This window comes from Viridibacillus sp. FSL R5-0888, assembly GCF_038009105.1.
Taxonomy (GTDB): domain Bacteria; phylum Bacillota; class Bacilli; order Bacillales_A; family Planococcaceae; genus Viridibacillus; species Viridibacillus arenosi.
Genome location: NZ_JBBPAU010000001.1, coordinates 3,341,299 through 3,361,203 on the forward strand (window position 1 = coordinate 3,341,299; position 19,905 = coordinate 3,361,203).

22 protein-coding genes are annotated in these 19,905 nt (G+C 38.3%); 1 reads left to right on the forward strand and 21 read right to left on the reverse strand.

Going from position 1 to position 19,905, the window contains the following annotated elements:
• The 11 genes from rnc to MKY02_RS16800 all read right to left on the reverse strand — a co-directional run bounded on the left by rnc (position 1) and on the right by MKY02_RS16800 (position 10,403).
• Complete coding sequence (rnc, locus tag MKY02_RS16750) at positions 1-762, reverse strand: ribonuclease III (protein WP_412104688.1); 762 nt, start codon at positions 760-762, stop codon at positions 1-3.
• A gap of 130 nt (positions 763-892) precedes the next feature.
• Positions 893-1,129, reverse strand: a complete 237-nt coding sequence (locus tag MKY02_RS16755; RefSeq protein ID WP_038183995.1) for an acyl carrier protein — start codon at positions 1,127-1,129, stop codon at positions 893-895.
• Positions 1,130-1,187: 58 nt separating this feature from the next.
• Positions 1,188-1,934, reverse strand: a complete 747-nt coding sequence (gene fabG, locus MKY02_RS16760) for a 3-oxoacyl-[acyl-carrier-protein] reductase (protein WP_038183993.1) — start codon at positions 1,932-1,934, stop codon at positions 1,188-1,190.
• Entirely contained in the window at positions 1,915-2,877 is a 963-nt protein-coding gene (fabD, locus tag MKY02_RS16765) for an ACP S-malonyltransferase (protein WP_038183991.1), read from the reverse strand. The genes fabG and fabD overlap by 20 nt, the downstream gene beginning before the upstream one ends.
• 2 nt (positions 2,878-2,879) lie before the next feature.
• On the reverse strand, positions 2,880-3,866 hold the full coding sequence (gene plsX / locus MKY02_RS16770; RefSeq protein WP_038183989.1) for a phosphate acyltransferase PlsX: 987 nt from the start codon (positions 3,864-3,866) through the stop codon (positions 2,880-2,882).
• A complete protein-coding gene (gene fapR / locus MKY02_RS16775; RefSeq protein ID WP_038183987.1) occupies positions 3,867-4,442 on the reverse strand; it encodes a transcription factor FapR in 576 nt (191 codons plus the stop codon). It lies immediately after the preceding gene.
• A 128-nt stretch (positions 4,443-4,570) separates the two neighbouring features.
• Positions 4,571-6,619 (reverse strand): ATP-dependent DNA helicase RecG, encoded by a 2,049-nt coding sequence (gene recG / locus MKY02_RS16780; RefSeq protein WP_340711559.1) that lies wholly within the window; start codon positions 6,617-6,619, stop codon positions 4,571-4,573.
• On the reverse strand, positions 6,612-7,508 hold the full coding sequence (gene sdaAA, locus MKY02_RS16785; RefSeq protein WP_340711560.1) for an L-serine ammonia-lyase, iron-sulfur-dependent, subunit alpha: 897 nt from the start codon (positions 7,506-7,508) through the stop codon (positions 6,612-6,614). Before sdaAA ends, recG begins: the two co-directional genes overlap by 8 nt.
• 11 nt (positions 7,509-7,519) lie before the next feature.
• Positions 7,520-8,182 (reverse strand): L-serine ammonia-lyase, iron-sulfur-dependent subunit beta, encoded by a 663-nt coding sequence (gene sdaAB, locus MKY02_RS16790; RefSeq protein WP_038183982.1) that lies wholly within the window; start codon positions 8,180-8,182, stop codon positions 7,520-7,522.
• A gap of 178 nt (positions 8,183-8,360) precedes the next feature.
• Positions 8,361-10,022: a DAK2 domain-containing protein gene (locus tag MKY02_RS16795; RefSeq protein ID WP_076065426.1), complete on the reverse strand. Its 1,662-nt coding sequence runs from the start codon at positions 10,020-10,022 to the stop codon at positions 8,361-8,363.
• An 18-nt stretch (positions 10,023-10,040) separates the two neighbouring features.
• Entirely contained in the window at positions 10,041-10,403 is a 363-nt protein-coding gene (locus tag MKY02_RS16800) for an Asp23/Gls24 family envelope stress response protein (protein ID WP_038183979.1), read from the reverse strand.
• 230 nt (positions 10,404-10,633) lie between these two features.
• Here MKY02_RS16800 and rpmB point away from each other — a divergent pair, with 230 nt between their 5' ends.
• Complete coding sequence (gene rpmB / locus MKY02_RS16805) at positions 10,634-10,822, forward strand: 50S ribosomal protein L28 (RefSeq protein WP_038183978.1); 189 nt, start codon at positions 10,634-10,636, stop codon at positions 10,820-10,822.
• Between the two features lie 33 nt (positions 10,823-10,855).
• Here the strand turns inward: rpmB and spoVM are convergent, their stop codons facing one another.
• From spoVM to def, 10 genes are read right to left on the reverse strand one after another with little or no spacing between them, the layout of a single operon-like run.
• Positions 10,856-11,008, reverse strand: a complete 153-nt coding sequence (spoVM, locus tag MKY02_RS16810) for a stage V sporulation protein SpoVM (RefSeq protein WP_081730071.1) — start codon at positions 11,006-11,008, stop codon at positions 10,856-10,858.
• A gap of 14 nt (positions 11,009-11,022) precedes the next feature.
• The gene (locus tag MKY02_RS16815) at positions 11,023-11,679 is read right to left on the reverse strand and encodes a thiamine diphosphokinase (protein WP_038183976.1); all 657 of its coding nucleotides are present in this window, start codon (positions 11,677-11,679) and stop codon (positions 11,023-11,025) included.
• Positions 11,676-12,341, reverse strand: a complete 666-nt coding sequence (gene rpe, locus MKY02_RS16820) for a ribulose-phosphate 3-epimerase (RefSeq protein ID WP_038183974.1) — start codon at positions 12,339-12,341, stop codon at positions 11,676-11,678. Before rpe ends, MKY02_RS16815 begins: the two co-directional genes overlap by 4 nt.
• Positions 12,342-12,343: 2 nt before the next feature.
• Positions 12,344-13,225 (reverse strand): ribosome small subunit-dependent GTPase A, encoded by an 882-nt coding sequence (rsgA, locus tag MKY02_RS16825; protein WP_038183972.1) that lies wholly within the window; start codon positions 13,223-13,225, stop codon positions 12,344-12,346.
• A gap of 11 nt (positions 13,226-13,236) precedes the next feature.
• Entirely contained in the window at positions 13,237-15,219 is a 1,983-nt protein-coding gene (pknB, locus tag MKY02_RS16830; protein ID WP_038183970.1) for a Stk1 family PASTA domain-containing Ser/Thr kinase, read from the reverse strand.
• A gap of 2 nt (positions 15,220-15,221) precedes the next feature.
• Complete coding sequence (locus MKY02_RS16835; RefSeq protein WP_340711561.1) at positions 15,222-15,971, reverse strand: Stp1/IreP family PP2C-type Ser/Thr phosphatase; 750 nt, start codon at positions 15,969-15,971, stop codon at positions 15,222-15,224.
• Between the two features lie 14 nt (positions 15,972-15,985).
• A complete protein-coding gene (gene rlmN / locus MKY02_RS16840; protein ID WP_038183964.1) occupies positions 15,986-17,086 on the reverse strand; it encodes a 23S rRNA (adenine(2503)-C(2))-methyltransferase RlmN in 1,101 nt (366 codons plus the stop codon).
• A complete protein-coding gene (rsmB, locus tag MKY02_RS16845) occupies positions 17,086-18,453 on the reverse strand; it encodes a 16S rRNA (cytosine(967)-C(5))-methyltransferase RsmB (RefSeq protein ID WP_038183961.1) in 1,368 nt (455 codons plus the stop codon). Before rsmB ends, rlmN begins: the two co-directional genes overlap by 1 nt.
• Complete coding sequence (gene fmt / locus MKY02_RS16850) at positions 18,450-19,391, reverse strand: methionyl-tRNA formyltransferase (protein ID WP_038183958.1); 942 nt, start codon at positions 19,389-19,391, stop codon at positions 18,450-18,452. The genes rsmB and fmt overlap by 4 nt, the downstream gene beginning before the upstream one ends.
• On the reverse strand, positions 19,388-19,888 hold the full coding sequence (gene def / locus MKY02_RS16855; protein WP_038183955.1) for a peptide deformylase: 501 nt from the start codon (positions 19,886-19,888) through the stop codon (positions 19,388-19,390). The genes fmt and def overlap by 4 nt, the downstream gene beginning before the upstream one ends.
• Between the last annotated feature and the right edge of the window lie 17 nt (positions 19,889-19,905).

The following is a 19,905-nucleotide window of genomic DNA, read 5'->3' on the forward strand; positions in this document are numbered from 1 at the left end:
TTATACCTCCTGATTGTCAGCTGACTGTTTTTGCAATTCAATCATTGCACTTTGAGCAGCTCTTTGTTCAGCTTCTTTCTTCGATTTTCCGTGACCAACACCTAATTCGCGCTCATTCAATAAAACATGTGACACGAATGTACGATTATGTGCTGGTCCGTTTTCATTAATAATCTCATATTGAAGCGCACCAGAATTGGCTTGTTGCACCATTTCTTGTAGCTGACTTTTAAAATCCATCACATGCGAAAAAGCACCGATTTCTACTTTTGGATAAACGACACGTTCTAAAAATCCAACGACTGTTTCTAATCCTTGGTCTAAATATAGTGCACCAACAAATGCTTCAAAACAATCTGCAAGAAGAGCTGGGCGTTCTCGACCACCTGTTAATTCTTCACCTTTTCCTAGTAAAACGTATTTCCCAAAGTTTAATTCATTTGCAAAAATGACTAATGACGGTTCGCATACTATTGCTGCACGCAATTTTGTAAGCTCACCTTCACTCATTTTAGGGAATTTAAGGAAAAGAAATTTAGAGACAGATAGTTCTAACACTGCATCTCCTAAAAATTCTAGGCGTTCGTTATCTTCAAATAGTTTACGACGATGCTCATTCACATATGATGAATGCGTAAATGCATTGTAAAGTAAACTTGCATTATCAAAATGCAATCCTAAATTATTTAATAATTCCTCAAATTGGAGGCGTGCTTTCTCGGAAATTGCACCATTTTTTTGTGAGAGTCCCTTTTTTTTCATCATCGTCATCAACCTTCTTATCTTCCTTTTGATACTCCTGTTTAGTTTACCTTTTTCTCTTACAATGTGCAAAAACAAAAAGAGACACTTCCTTCAAAATTATGAAAGAAGTGCCCCTAGCAATGTATAATTAGCCAATTTTGCTTTCGATGAATGATACCGCGTTTCCAACAGTTGCAATTTTCTCTGCATCCTCGTCGTCAATTTGCATATCGAATTCTTCTTCAAGTTCCATTACTAGTTCTACTACATCTAGTGAATCCGCACCTAAATCATCACGGAAAGAAGCTTCTAATTTCACTTCGCTCTCGTCGACACCTAAACGGTCAACAACAACTTTAGTTACACGTTCTATAACAGTTGCCAAATCTGTCACCTCCCCTCAATGATTATACATAAAAAGCCCGTTTGTTCATAGGCATAAATTACATGACCATTCCACCATCTACATGGATTGTTTGTCCTGTAATATAACTTGCATCATCTGACGCTAAAAATAGTACGACTTTTGCAACGTCTTTTGGATCTCCTAGCTTCGCTAATGGAATTTGTCCAAGCATTTGATCTTTTACTTCAGCAGGCAGTTCATCTGTCATTTCTGTCGCAATAAAACCAGGTGCTACAGCATTAACATAAATATTACGCGCTGCTAATTCTTTTGCAGTTGTTTTCGTTAAACCAATAACACCTGCTTTTGCCGCAACATAGTTTGCTTGACCTGCATTACCAGAAACACCAACAATCGATGCAACATTAATAATACGACCAGCACGTTGTTTCATCATTTGGCGTGAGACAGCCTTCGTACATAGGAATACACCTTTTAGGTTAGTATTCATTACGTCATCCCAGTCCTGTTCTTTCATACGCATTAATAGATTATCACGTGTTATCCCAGCATTATTTACAAGAATATCAAGACTACCAAATGTATCTGTTGCAGCCTTCATTAAAGCTGTTACTTCGTCAGCATCAGCTACATTTGCTTGGACTGCGATTGCTTCGCCGCCATTCCCAGTAATTTCTGCTACTACTTCTTCAGCTTTAGATTGGCTACCGCTATAATTGACAACAACCCGCGCACCTTGTTCTGCTAATTCTAATGCAATGGCACGGCCGATACCTCTTGAAGCACCAGTTACAACAGCTGTTTTACCCTCTAGCTTCTTCATGAGACCACTCCTTCGACGCTTCTACAACTTGTTCAAACGTTGCTTCATCATATACACAATACGTTTTCACTTGACGATCTACTTTTTTTACAAGTCCGCTTAATACTTTTCCAGGACCACATTCGATAAATACGTCCACACCCAGGTCGATCATTTTTCGAACAGAATCTTCCCATAATACAGGTGAGTACAATTGTTCTACTAATAGTTGCTGGATTTCATTTTGTTCTGTTACTGGTTTAGCCGTAACATTTGAGATTACTGGAATTTTAGCATCTTGCATTGCTTTTTGCTTTAAATTCTCTTGTAACTTGCCAGCAGCTGGACGCATTAATTCAGAATGGAATGGCCCGCTCACTACTAAAGGAAGTGCACGTTTTGCTCCTGCTTCCTTCGCCTTAACACTCGCCTTGTCTACTCCAGTCTTTGTACCAGAAATCACAATTTGACCTGGGCAATTTAAGTTAGCAAGCTGTACAACTTCTCCTGATGCTGAAACTTCGTCCGTCACAGCTTTCAACGCATCTCGGTCCAAGCCTAAAATAGCAGCCATAGCGCCTTCACCTGCAGGTACTGCTTCGTTCATAAACATTCCTCGACTATGTACGGCTTGTACGCCATCTTGAAATGACATTACCCCTGAAGCCACTAACGCTGTATATTCACCTAAGCTATGTCCCGCAGTGTAATCTGGTGTAATACCTACTTTTGTCAGTTTATCAGCAATCATTGCACTTGTCGTTAACAATGCAGGTTGCGCGTTGTAAGTCAATGTCAAATCTTCAGCTGGACCTTCAAGCATTAACTTTGATAATGAATAACCTAATAATTCATCTGCCTTATTATAGTAGGCTTTGCACTCTTGGTGCTCAGCCACAAATTCGGCTCCCATACCAACTGATTGTGAGCCCTGTCCTGGAAAGATAAAAGCGATTTTCGTCATGATTAGTTCTCCTTTGAAATTGTAGAATCAATCGTTGCACATACGTTGTGTTTAACCATAATATTTGCTTGGCGAATAGCACTAGCAAAAGCATTTGCATTTGATGAGCCATGCGCTTTTACTACCGGTGCTTTCAAACCGAATAAAGCGGCTCCACCATACTCTGTGTAGTCCATTTTAGTTTTAATTTCTTTTAAATTACTCTTCATCATTAACGCTGCAACTTTTGTTTTCCCTGAAGCCATAAATGCTCCTTTTAACATAGAAAAGATGCTATCAGCTGTACCTTCGATTGTTTTTAACACCATATTACCTGTAAACCCATCAGTCACGACAACATCTGCAGCACTATTTAATAATTCACGTGCTTCAACATTACCGATAAAGTTAATTGGTGCTTCTTGCAATAAACCAAAAGCAGCTTTAGTAAGCTCATTTCCTTTTTTATCTTCTGTCCCGATATTCAATAATCCGACTGTTGGATTTTGAATATCTCGTACTTGTTGTGCATAAATGCTAGCCATAATTGCAAATTGAGCCAAGTTTTCTGGTTTTGCATCGGCATTTGATCCAAGATCTAACATATCAAAACCTTTACCATCTAAAGTTGGTAAGGTAGTTGATAATGCAGGACGATCAATACCTTTAATACGACCTACTACAAATAATCCAGCGGCCATTAATGCACCTGTATTCCCTGCTGATACGCAAGCGTCTGCTTCACCATTCTTAACTGCCTCTGCCATTTTCACCATTGATGCATCTTTCTTACGACGTACTGCACGAACTGGTTCGTCGTCACCTTCAATTACTTCTTCACAATTAATCACAGTTAAGCGCTCATGATCTTTTAAATAAGGCTGCATTGCCTGTTTTTGACCAAATAATTGGATTTCGATGTCTGCAGAAGCTTCTAACGCTTTATATACGCCTTCGATAATGGCTTGTGGTGCATTGTCTCCACCCATGCCGTCTATTGCTATTTTCATTTATTTTTCACCTTTTCCTTTCGTACGGTACATTTCGAATTTACCAGCGAAAACAACTTCATTTTCAACAGTAGAGGTTAACTCGATAAATGTTCGACTTTTGCTGTCATCCTTGCCTGTGACAAGTGCTTTTGAAATTACTCTGTCACCTGCTCGTACTGGTTTAACAAAGTGGATTTCTGAATGCACAGTTAGGGCTAAGTCATCATCAATCACTGCTACAGCGAGTGAATTTGCTTGAGCAAATAGATGATGTCCCCTCGCAATGCCATTACGCTGGAAGACATGCTCTTCTTTCACGTCAAAAATGGAAAGGGCTCTTTCGTCTAATTCAATATCTATAATGTCACCAATCACTTCATCAATTGGTAAAGATTTTACATCATTTTCAAAATTATGAGCAGCCACACCTTTAATTCGTTCACGTAATTCTGGTATCGATAACTCCATTCGATCTAATCGAATCGTTTGTACGCTCACATTAAATTGACTGGCTAGCTGTTCATCGGTGACGAATGGATTATCGATTATTGTTTGCTGCAATAATTTTTGTCGTTCTTTTTTAGAGTACTTCATTTTTTTCGCCACCTTTCAAAAATTAGCACTTGGTACTAATATCAGTATATAAATTAAAAAAAGAGAATGCAAGAGTTGTTTTAAACTCTTTTTCGCATTCTCTCCCTTTTCAACAAAAATAATTCATATCAATCGATACGATCACCATTTAATACACCAGACTCCGCTAGCATATTACGTAGCTGCTCACAGTCATCTGCTTGCCAAAATTCTTCAGTTGATAGGAGCTTCTCTGCATCTTGTCTCGCCACTTCTAATGCTCTGTAATCATGGACGAGATCAGCCATTTTAAATTCAGGCAAACCACTTTGTTTTTTACCAAAGAAATCACCTGGACCACGTAATTCTAAATCTTTTTCCGCTAAACGAAAACCGTCATTGGTTTCCGTCATTGAAATCATTCGCTCTTTGCCATCTTCTGATTTTGGATCTGCCAATAATACGCAATAGGATTGATGTTCGCCACGACCCACACGACCTCGCAATTGATGGAGCTGAGCCAAACCAAAACGCTCTGCATCATAGACAATCATAAATGTTGCATTTGGTACATTCACTCCAACTTCTACAACCGTTGTTGAAACAAGCACATGCAACTGCCCTTCACTAAACTCACGCATCACCGCATCTTTTTCTTCTGCAGGTAATCGACCATGCATGAGCCCGACTTTATATTTCTCACCGAATAATGTAGTCAGTTGTGTGTAAACATCTACTGCATTCTGCACATCTAGTTTATCTGATTCTTCTATTAAGGGACAAATAACATATGCTTGTCGGCCCATTGCCAGTTCCTTTGTCATTTGGGATAACACTTGATTAAATTGTTCCTTTTTAGCCCAATTTGTCTGAATTTCTTTTCGTCCAGCAGGTAATTCGTCAATAATTGACACATCCATTTCTCCGAAAGCGGTAATCGACAAAGTTCGAGGGATTGGTGTCGCTGTCATGAATAGTACATCTGGATTTTCCCCTTTATCACGTAAAATACGACGTTGTTCTACACCAAATCGATGTTGTTCATCTGTAATCACTAGACCAAGTTTATAAAATTCCACATCCGGCTGAATTAATGCATGTGTTCCAATTAAAATATCTATCTCACCGTTTTTTAATTGTTCCAGAAGTATACGACGAGCCTTTGTTTTGGTTGAACCCGATAGAAGAGCCACTTCTACTCCTAGTGGCCTTAACCATTCATCAAGTGACTCTCCGTGCTGCTCAGCTAAAATCTCAGTTGGAGCCATTAGAGCACCTTGAAAACCCGCTGTCACAGCAGCGTATAATGCAATGGCCGCTACAACAGTTTTCCCAGAACCAACATCCCCTTGTAACAGGCGATTCATACGATGAGGCTCTAGTAAATCTCGACATATTTCATTGACAACACGTTTTTGCGCATTCGTTAATTCATATGGCAAAGTTAGAAAAAACTTTTTTAGTTTCTCTAAATCATAGTGAATAGATAAACCCTGCTCTTGTTCTTTACGAATTTTACGTAAGGCTTGTATTCGTAATTGAAATCGCAACAACTCTTCGTAAACAAAACGCCTTCTTGCTTGCTTGGCATGATTCGCATCTATCGGAAAATGAACACCTTCTAGCGCATCTGAGACAGGTAACAATTTATAGGCCGTTCTTAAATGACTAGGCAAAGATTCTACAATTGCTGATTTCGATTCATCTAGTACTTGACGCATATAATTACGGAATTTTTTTTGATGCATACCGCTTTTCAAGCTATAAACTGGCTCAAAGTCAGCATGATCTACTTTCGGGCCAAATGTAATTTGGGTGCCATTAATAACTTGACGACCGCGATCCCACTTCCCCGTTACAGTCGCTATAGAACCAGGTATCATTTTATTCTTTAAGTATAATTGGTTGAAGAAAACGACTTTTATTAAATGGCGTCCTACAAGCATTTGCACTTGTAGACGCGATTTATTTTTCCCTAAAAACAGGGCAACTGGTTCACTTTCAATACGCCCTTCAACCGTAACACGTTCATTATGTGGCGTTTCTGCTAAATCCTTTAATCTAAAATCTTCATGTCGATAAGGAAAGGTCCAAAGTAAGTCATTGAAAGTTTCAATGCCCATGCTATGAAGTGCTTCTCCCATCCCTTTTCCGACACCTTTTAAATTCGTGACAGGCTGGATCAAAAGATCATTCACTTTGCAGCACTGCCCCTCCGAAGATTTTAGCCTCCAATGCTCTACCTGTCGGTGTAGCTGCTAGGCCACCTTGTCCAGTTTCTCTTAGTGCAGAAGGCATTGTACGTCCAATACGATACATAGCATCAATGACTTCATCTGTGGGAATTCTACTCGTCACACCTGCTAAAGCCATATCAGCAGCAACAATTGCATTCGCTGCTCCCATAGCGTTACGTTTTACACATGGCACTTCTACTAATCCAGCTACAGGATCACAAACGAGTCCAAGCATGTTTTTCAATGAAATCGAAAAAGCGTGCGCACTTTGTTGAGGGGTACCTCCTGCCATTTCAACAATTGCAGCAGCAGCCATTGCTGCAGCAGAACCTACTTCAGCTTGACATCCACCTGCTGCACCTGAGATGGATGCATTATTTGCTACAACAAAACCGAATGCCCCTGAAGTGAATAAATAACGAATCATTTGTTCCTTCGTTGGATTTAATTTATTTTTCACCGCAAAAAGTGTACCCGGTACAACACCCGCCGAACCTGCTGTTGGCGTTGCACAGATGGTACCCATCGCTGCATTCACTTCGTTCGTTGCAACAGCTTTACTTACTGCGTCTAATAAAAGGTCTCCTGCTAAAGATTTTCCTGTCGCAATGTAATTCTGAAGTAAGACTGCATCTCCTCCAGTTAAGCCAGTTACAGAATGCACACCTTTTAAACCGCGTTCAACAGCTTCTTCCATAACAGTTAAATTGCGAGTCATTTGAGTCATAATTTCTTCACGTGTACGTTCAATAATTAACATCTCTTGCTCTATCATAATTTCTGAAATTTGTTTATTTTCACTTTCAGCTAATGCCACTAATTCTCTAACATTATGAAATAATACTTCCATTTTTCTACCTCCTAGTTTTTAATGCGTGTTACTTTAGTAATATTCGGTAGAGTTGACATTTCATCTAAAATGGATTTGTCGATATTTTGGTCAACTTCAATAACCATTAATGCCATATTGCCACGTTCTTTTCGTGAAACTTCCATATGACCAATATTAATATTATAACCTGCTAAACAGTTTGCAACCGCCGCTATACAGCCTGCTCGGTCATCATGCACAACTAGAATTGCCGGCATCCCCCCAGATAACCGAAGCGGGAAACCATTTAATTCTATAATTTCAATACTTCCTCCGCCTATCGAAATACCTACCATCGACATTTCTGTTTCATCGTCTCCAATTACTAGACGCGCTGTATTTGGATGTTCTGTATGCGCTGTTTCTGGAATAAATTCAAATGTTAAGTTAGCTTTTTCTGCATCAGCAAAAGCCGTTTTTATGCGTTCATCAAACGTATCGTAGTCTAGTAGACCTCCGATAATTGCAACATCTGTCCCATGCCCTTTATAAGTTTCTGCAAAAGAGCCATATAGATGTATTTTCGCCCATTTTGGTTGGCCCCCAAACAAGTCACGTGCGACGCGACCAATTCGTGCTGCACCGGCTGTATGTGATGAGGATGGCCCAATCATAACCGGGCCGATAATATCGAATACCGATGTGTATTTCATAAAAAAACTGCCCCCTTGCTTAATCGTTGTTAGTCGTAACACCATTCTACATGATAATTTAAGACTATACCAAGTATTTGATACAGCGCAAAAAAGTAGCACACTCTAATAGCGCGCTACTTTTGAATAACTGTTTAATTTAAATACCACAATTTCCGAAAAAACTTTACGGTACTCTTTATTCAACAGAAAGAATAAATGGATACAATGGTTGTTTACCGTTATGAACTTCCACTTCAACATCTGGATAGTTTTCTTCGATAAAGCTTGTAAATGTATTAACTTCTGATTCATCTGCATCTTGTCCATAAAGAACTGTTACGATTTCCGAATCCTCATCAATCATTGATTGAATTAAAGTTTCTGAAGCTGCTGCTAGTGAAGTTGTTGCTTCCACAATTTTACCTTCAGAAATAGCCATAAAGTCGCCTTTATGAATTTCAACGCCATCAATAGAAGTATCACGAACAGCAAATGTCACTTGTCCAGTTTTCACATGAGCAAATGCCAATGTCATATTTGCTTTATTCTCTTCAACTGAAGCATCAGGATTAAATGCAAGAACTGCTGCCATTCCTTGAGGCACTGATTTTGTTGGTACGACCGCAGCTTCAATGTCTAATACTTCAGCTGCTTGCTCTGCTGCCATTACGATGTTTTTATTATTCGGTAAAATTAGTACGCGTTCTGCCCCTACTGATTTAATAGCGTTAACGATATCCTCAGTTGAAGGATTCATTGTTTGTCCACCCTCGATAACATAAGAAGCGCCAACACTTTCAAGAAGCTCAGCAACACCCGATCCCATTGCCACTGTAACAATTGCATATGGATGTTTTTTCTGTACTTTTTTAGCTGACTCATTAGTATGACCTTCGCCAACGATGTCTGTATGTTGCTGACGCATATTGTCGACTTTCACTTTAATCAAGCTACCAAATTGGTGTCCGTAAGCAATTACTTCACCTGGTTGTTCAGAGTGAATGTGAATTTTCACCACTTCATCATCTGAAATGACAAGTAAAGAATCTCCATAATGACTTAAATCTTCACGGAATTTTGCTTCATCAAAAGGTTTACCACCTAATTTCTCGTCTTCGAAACGAACCATAAACTCAGTACAGTAACCGTACACAATTTCTGATGTATCCATGAAGTCTTGTACTTTATGATGTTCAGCATTTACTAAATCATCCATTGAAGATGCTACAGTTTTTTCTGGAAGTGCTTCACCTTTAAGTGATGCTACAAAACCTTCATAAACAAACACTAAACCTTGTCCACCACTATCTACTACTCCAACTTCTTTCAGTACAGGTAGTAATTCAGGTGTGTTAGCTAGTGATGCTTTCGCTGCTTTGACTAACTCTTCCATCACAACGATAATATCTTGTTCTGTTTTAGCTACTTCCACAGCATGAGCTGCAGCTTCTCTTGCAACCGTTAAAATAGTACCTTCTACAGGTTTCATAACTGCTTTATATGCAGTATCCACGCCGTATTGGAATGCTTGCGCGAATTGGATGGCATCGACTGTAGCTTCTTTTTCGATTGCTTTACCAAAGCCTCGGAATAGTTGCGATAGGATAACACCTGAGTTACCACGCGCTCCCATTAATAATCCTTTTGATAAGGCTTGGGCTGTTTTACCGATATGTTCCACAGCATTTGCTTCAGTTTCCTTTGCACCTGATGTCATCGATAAATTCATATTTGTACCTGTATCGCCATCTGGCACAGGGAATACGTTTAAAGAATCCACATAATCTGCATTTTGGAATAGGTGATGTGATCCCATTTGCACCATTTCGGCAAATTTAATCCCGTCTAATGACTTCATTTGAATGAGTTCCTCCTCTTACACGTTCGCTACGCGAACACCTTGCACATAGATATTGACTGATTTCACTGCCATTCCGAGTGTTTTATCTAGTGTATATTTTACTTTTGATTGGACTTGGTATGCTACTTCAGAGATTTTAGTGCCGTAGCTAACAATTACATACATATCAATATGTAAATCTTCGCCCTGTTGGCGTACAAGAACACCTTTTGCAAAATTCTCTTTGCGTAAAATGTCTGTTAGTCCATCACGAATTTGGTGTTTACTTGCCATACCTACAATGCCGTAACATTCAAGAGCGGCTCCACCGGCCATTTGTGCGACAACATCATTAGAGATATCAATGTTTCCGAATTCGTTTTTTAATTCAACTGACATAAAAATGCCTCCTGACTCCATTTTGACTAACTCTTATTGTACTATACAAAATTCGATTATAAAAGAAAACCTATACATTCGTCTAGTATAGACTGTAAAGGTTTTTTTCTTGAAAGTCTATCGAAATCAGTTGCATTGCATAAAAGTGTATGTTAAATTATTAAAGTATGTGAAATACCGAACTGAAATTATAATCTTTCAGCTTCTTTTTGTGAGGAGGGAATATAAAAATGCCAAAAAAATGCGTAATTACTGGACGTAGAACTCGTTCCGGCAACGCTCGTTCCCACGCAATGAACGCTAACAAGCGTACATGGGGTGCAAACCTACAAAAGGTCCGTATTCTAGTTGACGGTAAACCGAAACGTGTATGGGTTTCTGCACGAGCTTTGAAATCAGGAAAAGTTGAGCGCGTATAATGCACTCATAATAAATGCCAGGTTGACTTATCGTCACCCTGGCATTTTTTCTTTTTTCTTTCTCTGTTTAGATTTAGCTGTAGCAGTTGTTGATGCTGATGCTGATGTTTCTTTTTGAAATGCTTGTAAACAAACCCTCGCAAATCCACTGACGAATTTTGGCAATTGGAACGTGTATACCTTCAACTCTCCACTCCTCGCTAGTCATCTATACTTCTTATCATTAAGCATATGCCTGCTGTGAATGAAATAGACGCGATTCCGTCAGATATTTCATTACTTGTAAAACGAGAGGTTCCTACTTCAATTACTTCATTGGTGGTTTCATATAAAACACCGCGCAACGTCATATTCTCTACAGGGCCTTTGAATGCAAAAAAGGACATATATTTATAATGATCATCCTGTACCATTGTATGTTCACCAGGGAGTAAAAATTGTAGTTCATTTGAACGATTTACTATTTTTATATGTAATTGTGGATACGCTAATTGTAAGCGATATACTGTATGCAAATTTGCCTCGTAATGATCTAAACGACCACCTGTTACTCCAGTAATATATACTGTAGTTGGCTCTAATGATAGCGCTTTAATAATTGCGAGTTCAGTATCTGTCTCATTCTTTTCAGGTGAGTAACGTTCAATATGAGGTACTCGCTCGGAAATTTCTTGCCATTCTTCATTTGTTATCGAATCAAAGTCACCGACAGCCATATCTGGAACAATTCCTCTATTTAATAAATACATCGTCCCATGGTCTGTTCCAATGAAAAAAGCATCAGAAAACGAAAGCAAGAAATCGTTGGACACGATCTCTTGCTCAGGGCCTCCAGCACAAATCACAATAGTTTTCATTGGATTGCTTTTTCTCCAGCTAATTGAATTTCTTGTAACGCTTTTGAACGATCTTCTTTGCCGTAAATCGCTGATCCTGCTACGAATATTGTTGCACCAGCTTTTGCGCAAGGAATGATTGTTTCTGCATTAATCCCGCCATCAATTTCAATTTCCACATTCAAGCCTTTTTCTTTAATAATTGTTGAAAGTTGTTCAACTTTAGGCACTACCGAATGGATGAATTTTTGTCCACCAAAGCCCGGATTTACTGTCATGAATAGCACCATATCAATATCTTCTAAAACATGTTGAATTGTTTCGATTGGTGTATGAGGATTTAATACGACACCTGGTTTCACACCATGTGAACGAATTAATTGGATTGTACGATGTAAATGACGGCATGCTTCTACATGTACTGTAATATAATCTGCACCGGCTTTTGCAAAGTCTTCGATATATTGATCTGGATTTTCAATCATTAAATGTACATCAAGTGGTAGATCTGTTACCGGACGTAGAGCCTCCACTACGATTGGGCCCATTGTAATATTTGGTACAAAATGTCCGTCCATTACATCGATATGAATTAATTTTGCTCCTGCTGCTTCAACTTGTTTTACTTCATCAGCTAATTTTGAAAAATTAGCAGCTAAAATAGATGGTGCGATTTTAATCATCGTTAGTACCTCGGCTTTCTATCAATTATTTCTTGCAAAAACTGCAGGTAATGATCATAGCGATACTGCTTAATTTCCTTGTTCTCTATTGCAGCTTTCACAGCACATTTTGGTTCTTTTAAATGTAAACATCCACGAAATTTACAATCCTCCGATAAACGCTGTAATTCCGGGAAACAAGATGTTAATTCTTCTTTTTCAAGTGTATCGAAATCAAAAGAGCTAAATCCAGGCGTATCAGCAATTAACCCTCCAGCAAGAGGGATTAATTCAACATGTCTTGTCGTATGCTTTCCTCGTCCTAGCGCTTCTGATATAACCCCGGTTTTTAATTCTAATGATGGCATAATTGTATTCAATAAAGTAGATTTCCCAACACCAGATTGTCCTGCCAATACAGTTGTTTTACCATCTAAAACCTGTTCAATTTTCACCAGTATTTCCGGATCACTTTTATAGGTTTGAATCACTTCATAACCTATTTCTTGATAATCTTTAACATACTGTTGGATGCCTTCATTTTCTTCTGAAGTTAATAAATCTGTTTTTGTTAAGCAAATAATTGGGTGGATATGGAAAGATTCTAACGCTACTAAAAATTTATCCAATAAAATTGTATTAAAAGCTGGTTCTTTTGCTGAGAAGACAAGGATTGCTTGGTCAATATTCGCCACTGGCGGGCGTACAAGTTCGTTATGACGCTCATGAACGGCTGTGATTGTACCATCATTATTTCCTTCAACCACAAAGTCCACAAAGTCACCAACAAGTGGTGAAATCCCTCTATTTCGGAATACGCCACGACCGCGGCATTGAATTAGTTCACCGTCTGAGTGAACATAATAAAATCCGCTTAACGCTTTTCGGATCTGACCTTTCTCCATTAAATTCCTCCTTATTGTAATTTTTCCATTTTTTCTAGTTGTTCGAAAGTTATTGTCTCATCAATAATTATTTTATCATCTCGGACAATACGATAAATTGCTTTTTGCCCTTCTTCAACTGCTAAAGGAAGTCGTATTTTTTTTGATTCATAAATTTTAAACTGTTGATCAACATCTGCAATTGAGCGCTTACGATCTTGGACGTAAATACGGATTTCTTGCTCCTCGTCCTCTTCTTCAGGGTCGTATGGAATATCAATTATAGCCTCGTAAAATTTTACTGATTTTTGTAGCGGTCCTTTTGAAATAACCACATTAATTGTAGATCCGATACTTGCCATAGTCCCCGCTTGAGGAGTTTGAGAAATAACTTGTCCTTTTGGAACAGTTTCTGAGTTTTCCTCTTTTGCAATGTGGACGTTAAAACCCGATGATTTTGCATAACTTTTAAGCGCATCCTCATCATATCTTAGTAAACTTCCAACTTGCGCCTGCTCTAGACCCTCACTTACAGTAAAAACAATAATAGTGTCTGCAGGTACGACCTCATCACTTGCATCAGGCGTCTGATCTAAAATAGTACCAGGTTCTTGATCAGAGTGTTTAGTTTTAGTTTCGATGTCTTTAAACTTATACTTTGATAGTAATTTTTTTACTTGTTCTATGTCTCGACCTCTATAATCGATCAATGTTACTTTTTTCTGCCCTGAACTTACCATGATATCAATTTCCGAACCTTTTTTAAGCTCTTTTCCAGCAGCCGGATTCGTCGATATAACATCTCCCTCTTTAATATCTTCAGAAGCTTGTTCAGTTTGTCTACCTATCTCAAAGCCCTTCTCTTCTAGTAAATCAATTACCTTCGCTAACTCTTGTCCAGCAACATCTGGAACTTCCACTTTCTTTTCTTTGAATAGATTAGGGTATAGTACCAGGACTAAGATAAACAATAAAAGGAAAGTTATAATACCACTAACGAGTAGCAATAATTTTCTTTTCTTCGATTTCTTTTTACCGCCCTTTTTTTCCTTATGTTTATTATCTTCTACCACTGGTATTTCCTTTGTTTTTTCAATGTCCACATTTCGAATCATTTGTGCCTTAGTAATGGCTGGCATTGCTTTTGTCTCATCGTGGTCAACAGGAGGCATAAATTTCGATTCTTGACTTCGATTTTCTTCAAGAACTGTCGATAAATCTTCCTGAAGTTCTTCAACAGTAAAATATCGGTGTGCTGGATCTTTAGCAGTTGCCTTAAACACAACATTTTCTAAGCTTTGTGGAATAGAGGGCACAATTGCGCGTACTGATGGCGTTTCAGATTGTAAATGTTTCAGTGCGATTGACACTGCTGATTCACCCATAAACGGTAGCTTGCCTGTTAACAATTCGTAGAGTACAATTCCCAATGCATAAATATCCGATTTCTTTGTTGCTGTTCCTCCACGTGCTTGCTCAGGTGACAAATAGTGGACTGTTCCTAAAACTGAATTCGTTTGTGTAAAGGATGTTGCTGTTAATGCAATCGCAATACCAAAATCCGTAATTTTCACATTACCATCTTGATCCATTAAAATATTTTGTGGCTTAATATCGCGATGAACAATTTGATTTTGGTGAGCATGTGCAATAGCTGAGGTTAGTTGCTCCATTATCATGACACATTTCACTGGTGATAAAGGCGCAAATTCCTGTATGTATTGCTTTAATGTTTTGCCTTCAACGTATTCCATTACTAAATAATGCATATCACCATCTTCACCAACATCATAAATACTCACAATATTAGGGTGTGTAAGGCTTGTGGCAGATAGCGCTTCCCTTTGGAAACGTCGGTGAAGTTCCTCTTCATCGGAAAAGCTATATCTTAGTACTTTAATTGCTACATCTCTATCTAGAATCATATCGTGTGCAAGATAAACATTGGACATACCGCCGCCGCCAATCCATTCAAGAACTTTATAACGGCCACTTAATCTTTTTCCAACAAGCATTCTTACACCTCCTTCATATTATCTGCAAATAAAATAAGCGAGATATTATCTTCACCGCCATGTTCATTTGCCAGTTGTATCAGTTGTTCACCTTTTTCCTGAATAGGTAGTGGCAGATGAATAATCGCTTGCATTTCTTGTTTAGTTAATTTGTTACTTAGGCCATCAGAACAAACTAAAAAATATGAATCAGCAACGAATTGCACCGTATAAAAATCTGGTGCAATCGTCGCTTCTGTTCCTAAAGATTTAATGATGTAGTTTTTCTTAGGATGACTTTCGGCTTCTTCTTCACTAATTTCTCCATTATCGACGAGTACATTCACATAAGAGTGATCTCTTGTAATAAGTTGCAAATTAGTTTTCGTGCTGTAATACACACGACTATCTCCGATATGACAAATAATACATTCGTCAGCATCAATCAGAACGGCTATTAAAGTTGTTCCCATGCCGTGACAATTTTCGTGTGATAAAGAATATTGATAAATCGATTCATTGAGTTCTTGAACAGATGCTAATAGCCATTCTTTTTTCAATTCAGTTGATTGAAATGACTCCGCATCTGCTTGCAAAAATAACTGTTCAAATCCAGAAACCGCCATAGCACTAGCTATATCTCCAGCATTGTGTCCACCCATACCATCAGCGACAATGGCAAGTTTATATGCATCTTCACGTTCAATGAATATAGCCCGGTCCTCATTTACCGTTCTTTTCCTTCCAATATCACTCGCTACTATATATTCCACAGCCAGTCACCCCATTAATTCGTCGTTTCTTGCTTTCTCTCCTTCGCACGTAATTGACCACATGCAGCATCAATATCTGAACCGTGCTCGCGTCGAATCGTTACATTAATACCATTATTTTTTAATGTTTTTTCAAAAGAGAAAATATCATTTTTTGGTGTTCGTACATAGTCACGTTCTGGAACATAGTTTACTGGAATCAAGTTCACGTGACATTTAATACCTTTGATTAATTTCGCTAATTCTTCAGCATGTTCTACTTGGTCATTGACTCCTCCAAATAGGCCATATTCAAAACTAACTCGACGACCTGTTTTCTCAGTGTAATAACGAATTGCTTCAATTAGGTCTGGCAATTTATATGCTTTTGCGATTGGCATCAAACGTAGACGTAATTCTTGATTTGGTGCGTGTAATGACAAGGCAAAGTTGATTTGTAATTGTTCATCTGCAAATTTATAAATTGAAGGAATAATACCACTAGTTGAGACTGTGATATGGCGTGCACCAATGTTTAATCCTTTTTCATGATTGATGACTTTTAAGAAGCTCATCATGGCATCATAGTTATCAAACGGTTCACCGATTCCCATGATCACGACATGACTTACTCGTTCACCAACTTCATCTAAAGCTTTTTGAACGTTGACAACTTGCTCAACAATTTCACCAGCTAATAAATGACGTTTTAGTCCTCCTAAAGTAGATGCACAGAATGAACATCCGATACGACAGCCCACTTGTGTCGTTACACAAACAGAGTTCCCATATTCATGACGCATTAACACAGTTTCAATTGAATAGCCGTCTTGTAATTGGAACAAGAACTTGATGGTACCATCTTTAGATTCTTGTTTGATTAATGTGCTTAATGTACTAAGTTCAAAGTCAGCAGCTAATTTATCACGTAATTCTTTCGATAAATTAGACATTTCATCGAATGTTGTTACACGTTTTATATATAACCAGTCAAAAATTTGGCCTGCACGGAATGGTTTTTCACCGTTGTCTTTTAACCAAGTTTGCATTTCTTCTGGTAATAATGAATAAATCGATTGGCGTAATTGTGGTTTTTCTTTTTTCACTCTTACTGGTTTTTGTATTTCTTGATCCATTAGTTTGTAAATTCTCCTTTTTTTCTAAAAGCAGCAACGAAAAAGCCATCACTGCTAAAGTCTTGTGGAAAGACTTGCATCATTCCGTTTGTTTGAAGCTCTTTGAGTACGTCTGGTACATTTGGTACAGGTTCAAGTTCCATATCCGGATGTTTTTCTAAAAATGCAGAAACAGTTCCATCGTTCTCAATTTTATCAACTGTGCAAGTACTGTAAACCATTTTGCCTTCATTTTTTAATAATTCATAAGCTGAATCCAGTAATTGTAATTGTATTGGTTGTAGTGATGAGAAATCTTCTTCTTTTTTTGTATATTTAATATCCGGTTTACGTCTAATAACTCCTAAGCCACTACACGGTGCATCGACTAAAATACGATCGAATGATTGCTTTTCAAATTGCTCAGTTGCTTTTCGACCATCTAATACTTGTGCGTCAATAATAGTTAGGCCTAGACGTTCTGCATTGCTCTTAATAAGCTTAAGTTTATGAGCATGTAAATCAGTTGCGATTAACTCGCCTTCGTTTTTCATTTTTTCAGCAATGTGTGTCGTTTTACCACCCGGTGCAGCACACATGTCTAAAACTCTCATTCCTGGCTCTACTTGCAAAGCGTAAGCCGGAATCATAGAGCTTTCATCTTGAATGGTAATCAAACCATTTTTATAAGATTCTGTACGCGCAGCTTGACCCGTTAATAAATGCAAGCATTCCGGTAACACTTTACTACGCACAACTTCAAATTTCTCACCCCACAAGCTTTCAAGCGCTTGATCTGTAGTTACCTTTGCTGTATTTACTCGAATTGTTTGTTGTGGAGGTAGATTATTTTCAAACAGCATATCAGATGTTTTTTGAATGCCATAAGCTTCTACATAACGGCGTACTAACCAGCTCGGATGACTCGTTTCAATAGAAAGTCGTTCAATCGGATCTTTAATATCCGTCGTATCTCTAATTCCGTCACGTAAGACCGAACGTAAAATGCCGTTTACTGTTTTAGAGACACCTTGATGGCGTGCTCGGTGTTTAGCAATCTCAACGGCTTCATTTACTGCTGCATGGTCAGGAATTTTAGATAGGTATGCAATTTGATATAATGACAAGCGTAGTAACCATCTCACCCAATCATCCAATTTCCCGCGAACAAAAGGCTCTAAATAATAATCTAAAGTCATTTTGTATTGAAGTGTACCGTAAGTAATTTCCGTTAAAAGAGCACGGTCTTTCGGCTTTATATTATATTTTTCTATTGTTTGATGAAGAAGTAAATTACTGTATGCTTGCTGTTTATCTACTGCAAGAAGAATAGTTAATGCTGCGTCGCGAACATTACCATCCCAAATTTTATCTTTCTTTTTTGTCATTCAAAACGGTCCCCAATCTGTAATTTTGACCCGGTACCTCTTAAGTAATCCATCGCAGTCATACGCTTTTTGCCAGCTGGCTGTAAATCTAAAATATTTATTGCTTCTCCGTTACCTGTAGCCACTGTAAAATATTCTTTATCAATAGCAATAACAGTACCAGGATCTTCACTATGTTTTTTATCCGACTTTTGCGCCCACCAAATTTTAATATTATCGCCATTCAATTTCGTATAAGCTACCGGCCATGGATGTAAACCTCTTACTTGGTTATAAATTTCTGTGTTATTTTGCTGCCAATTGACTAGCTCCTGATCACGTGAAATATTATGAGCAAAAGTCACTTTTGCTTCGTCTTGCGGGATGCGATTATTAGTACCTTCGATAATAGAAGGTAACGTTTCTTTTAGTAGGTCGCGACCGATAATACTTAATTTATCAAATAATAGACCTGTATGATCTTGCTCTTCAATTGTGAGTTCTGCTTGTGAAATAATATCACCTGCATCAAGTTTAACTTCCATATACATTATCGTAACACCTGTCTTTTCTTGCCCATCGATTAAGCATTGATGAATAGGTGCTCCACCTCGATAAGCTGGTAGTAATGAAGCATGAACGTTCACACAACCAAGTCTCGGTGTATCTAATAGTTCCTTCGGTAAAATTTGACCAAAAGCTGCTGTCACAATTAAATCGGGATTTAAAGCTATGATTTCTTGCAACTCTTCAGACCCACGAAGTTTCTCTGGTTGAATTACCGGTAACCCTAAACGAACAGCCTCTTCTTTGACAGGTGGTGGTGTTAAAACACGTTTACGACCAACAGGACGATCCGGTTGTGTTACGACGGCTTTAATATCGTATCCTTCTTCATGTAGCATACGCAAAACCGGCACCGAAAAGGCAGGTGTCCCCATAAAGACAATGGAAATCATTCCTGTTCCTCCTCTGCTTCGGCCATTTCTTCTAATTCTTCAAGCGTATAAACACGCATAATTTTCTTATCAAATAACACACCAAACAAATGGTCAATTTCATGTTGAATCACACGTGCATCAAAACCGGCTGCCTCAACTTCATACCATTCTCCATTACGGTCTTGCGCTTTAATATGGACATAATCAGGACGTTCTACATCTCCATAAAGTTCAGGAAAACTCAAACATCCTTCAATCTCTATAGCTGAACCGTCTGTGGCTAAGATCGTTGGATTAATGATTTCCAGAATGGCTCTTTCCTCGCCCATTTCTACAACTGCCGCTTGAATGCTTTTATTTACTTGAGGTGCTGCTATCCCTACACCATCATGCTCAAGCATTGTATCATACATATCATCAAGTAACTTTGCTAGCTCTGCATCAAATTTAGTAACAGGTGCTGCTTTAGTTTCTAACACTTTTGCTGGATTTTTTACAATATCTAATAATGCCATAATGCCCTCTTTTCTTG